The organism is Longimicrobium sp., from assembly GCF_036280135.1.
Taxonomy (GTDB): Bacteria; Gemmatimonadota; Gemmatimonadetes; order Longimicrobiales; family Longimicrobiaceae; genus Longimicrobium.
The window spans coordinates 1-2695 of record NZ_DASURI010000744.1; the positions used below are offsets into that span (position 1 = coordinate 1).

4 protein-coding genes are annotated in these 2695 nt (G+C 68.8%); 1 reads left to right on the forward strand and 3 read right to left on the reverse strand.

Going from position 1 to position 2695, the window contains the following annotated elements:
* Positions 1-215: 215 nt before the first annotated feature.
* From VFZ20_RS24085 to VFZ20_RS24095, 3 genes are all read right to left on the reverse strand, one after another.
* A complete protein-coding gene (locus VFZ20_RS24085; protein WP_329686506.1) occupies positions 216-1439 on the reverse strand; it encodes a type II toxin-antitoxin system HipA family toxin in 1224 nt (407 codons plus the stop codon).
* A complete protein-coding gene (locus VFZ20_RS24090; protein WP_329686507.1) occupies positions 1426-1746 on the reverse strand; it encodes a helix-turn-helix transcriptional regulator in 321 nt (106 codons plus the stop codon). The genes VFZ20_RS24085 and VFZ20_RS24090 overlap by 14 nt, the downstream gene beginning before the upstream one ends.
* 83 nt (positions 1747-1829) lie before the next feature.
* Positions 1830-2288, reverse strand: coding sequence for a DUF488 domain-containing protein (locus VFZ20_RS24095; RefSeq protein WP_329686508.1), 459 nt, complete (start codon positions 2286-2288; stop codon positions 1830-1832).
* A 161-nt stretch (positions 2289-2449) separates the two neighbouring features.
* Here VFZ20_RS24095 and VFZ20_RS24100 point away from each other — a divergent pair.
* A partial coding sequence (locus VFZ20_RS24100; RefSeq protein WP_349264125.1) for a family 43 glycosylhydrolase occupies positions 2450-2695 on the forward strand: 246 nt, incomplete at its 3' end.

Below are 2695 nucleotides of genomic sequence, written 5' to 3' on the forward strand. Positions count from 1 at the left end.
ACCGCCACCGCAGGCACTCCAGCCTGGAGTACCTGACGCCGGCGGAGTTCGACAAGCGGCTTTTGGAAGCGACGCGCGCGTCGCTTCCAAAAGCCGCTTGATCCCCACTAACCCGGTGTCCTTGCAATCGGGGCAGATCCACACGGCCAACATGACCTCTCCGTCGCGTACCGCGCAACACATCCCGCCGTATTTCGCCAATCCACGCGATCGGCTTACCGTCCCAGCGTGGCGAGAACGCGCCCGATCTCCTGGATTCTGCCGTCCGGCACGCCGGTCTCGCGGGCAAAGTGCGGCCACCGCGACACGGCGTCACGCACCTGCTCGATGATCTGCCGCGCGCGTCCAGCGTCCACGCTGGCGGCCTCGGCCACGCGCAGCATGTCGCGTACACTTGGGCGGCGTGCCTCGCCGGCAACGGCCATCGTGTGCTCGCCGCGCGGCCCGTCGGAGAACACGAGGTCGTACGCGGGCGCCAGCCGCCACTGGCCCTCGCGGCCCATCAGGTACGAGAAGTTCTTGACGTGGTCGTCGCGATTGTGCGCCAGCACGTTGAACACCATCCGCCGAAACGCCTCCTCCAGCTCGCGCGCGTGCTGCGTAAGGACGTGCGTCGCGCGCAGGAAACCCTCGTAGTCCATCGAGGGGACACGGTGGCTGGCGTGCAGCAGGCCGCTGAGCGTGTGCATGTGGATGCGCTCGTTCCCCGCGCGGTCGAACCGCTCCGCGCCGAAGTAGCGCCCGCCGTCGCGCGTCTCGAACAGCCGCGCGGCGGGCACATCCACGCCGGCCTCGCGCGCCATCGCCGAGTACGCGACCTCCACCGCGCCGATGTCCGGCGCGTCCTCGCGCGCGTTGAACTTCACGAGGTAGTGCCGGTAGCCTGGTGGCAGGTCCGCTGTGCCGGCGAGCAGCCGTCCGTCATCCGCCACGCCCACGAGCACCTTGGGCCGCGCGCCGGCCGGCGAGCCGCCCGCGATGCGCAGCGCCGGGAGCACGTCTTCGGCGCTGCCTTCCAGGATGCGCTCTGCCTGGCGCGCGATGGCGTCCAGGTCCACACCCAGCCGCTCATCGTCATCCGCAGCGGTGGGCGGATGATACGTGAGCGCGCCCATTCCCCGCGTGCCGATGTACGCCAGCCGGTCCAGCGGCGAGACGGCGGCCGGGTTCAGCCCCTGCTTGCGGAACTCGCGGTCCATCAGAAGCAGGCCCCAGCCGTCCGGCAGCGAGTCGTTGAACACGCCGAACACGCCCGCGAAATCGCGATCCGTGTGCTCCACCAGCCCGGCTTTGACAGCCAGCTTGAACGGAGAGAGGGGGAGGGGATTGGCGAGGAACGCCGCGTCGTACTCGAAGTAGATCGCGCGATTCCGCTCGACGAGCGTGCCGACGGCGATCTCGTCCTCGCCCCACGTGAGGGCAACGTCAAGCGCGCGCATCACGCCGCCTTCCCCGTTGACGCGTTTCGGCCGCGGCGAGCTTCTCCAGTTCCTTGATGGAACGTGCCGGGGGCCGCGCGAACAACTGGTCGAAGCCGCCTCGCGCATCCAGCACCACGGCGAGCTTGAGCAGGCGCTCCAGCGCGATGTGGCCCGTGCGCTCGAAGCGGCGGTACGTCGCCAGGGTGAGCCCCGCGCGCTCCGCCGTCTCTTCCTGCGTCCAGCCGCGGTACAGGCGCAGCTCCTTAACGTGCCGCGCCAGCATCCCCGCCATCTCGCGGGGCGTCTGCAGTTCAAGTGGCAGCATGTTGACAGTTATTGCTAGAATCAGTGGCTAACTGACAACATAGTACACGAGAGTACACGAATCGATCAACGATCTTCCCGTGCTCAGTCGTCTTCGCGATCAGGGCGGAGGTCGGTGACGGTGGCGGGGACGAGCTCCCGCAGCGCATCGGCCACGAGGGTGCGGTGGCAGTGGGCGGGGTCCGCCTCGAAGCACAGCAGGCACACGCGGCGGCCGGCGCGCACCAGCTCCGCCAGGGCGTGCAGCTCCGTTTGCGCCTGCTCTGTCGCCAAGTGCTCGGCGAAGACGGCCTGCATCTCGGCGTGGTGGCCGGCGCGGGCGGCGGCGCGGCCCTCGGCCGGCGTGCCCAGTCCGCGCAGGTGCAGGTAGTCGACGCCGATGGAGCGCGCGTTCTCGGCCAGCCGCGTCTTGCTGAACCCCGGGCGCCGCGAGCTGGCCACGGCGCGCACGTCCACCAGCAGCTCCACGTCCGCCGCCTTGAGCGCGTCCAGAAAGTTCTGCACGTTGCTGCCTTCGTATCCGATGGTGGCGATGCTGGCCATGGCGGTTCGGTCCCGGTGGATGTGAGATGGATGCACGATCCGCAATCTGTCGCGCGCGTCGTCATGCGTCCACGGCGTGTTGCGCCCAGCGGAGGCCCGGCGTTACATTGCGTAATATTGTTCTGAGTGGGAACAAACTGCATCTTCGGATCCCGCGGATGATGAAGCTACGCCCGTCCCTCGTCGTCCTGTGCGCGCTGCTGGGCGCGTTTCCCCTGGCGTCGCAGGCGTGGAGCCCGGACGCGGGGCCGGGCCGCTATCGCAATCCCATCGTCTTCGCCGACTACTCGGACCCGGACGTGGTGCGCGTGGGCGACGACTACTACATGACGGCGTCCAGCTTCAACGCCTTTCCCGCGCTGCCCATCCTGCACTCGCGGGACCTGGTGCACTGGACCCTCGTCAAC

What these genes read in the sequence shown, in the direction of transcription:
- VFZ20_RS24085 (WP_329686506.1), bottom strand. Translation starts at nt 1,439, where the DNA reads ATGCGCGCGCTTGACGTTGCCCTCACGTGGGGCGAGGACGAGATCGCC.
- VFZ20_RS24090 (WP_329686507.1), bottom strand. Translation starts at nt 1,746, where the DNA reads ATGCTGCCACTTGAACTGCAGACGCCCCGCGAGATGGCGGGGATGCTG.
- VFZ20_RS24095 (WP_329686508.1), bottom strand. Translation starts at nt 2,288, where the DNA reads ATGGCCAGCATCGCCACCATCGGATACGAAGGCAGCAACGTGCAGAAC.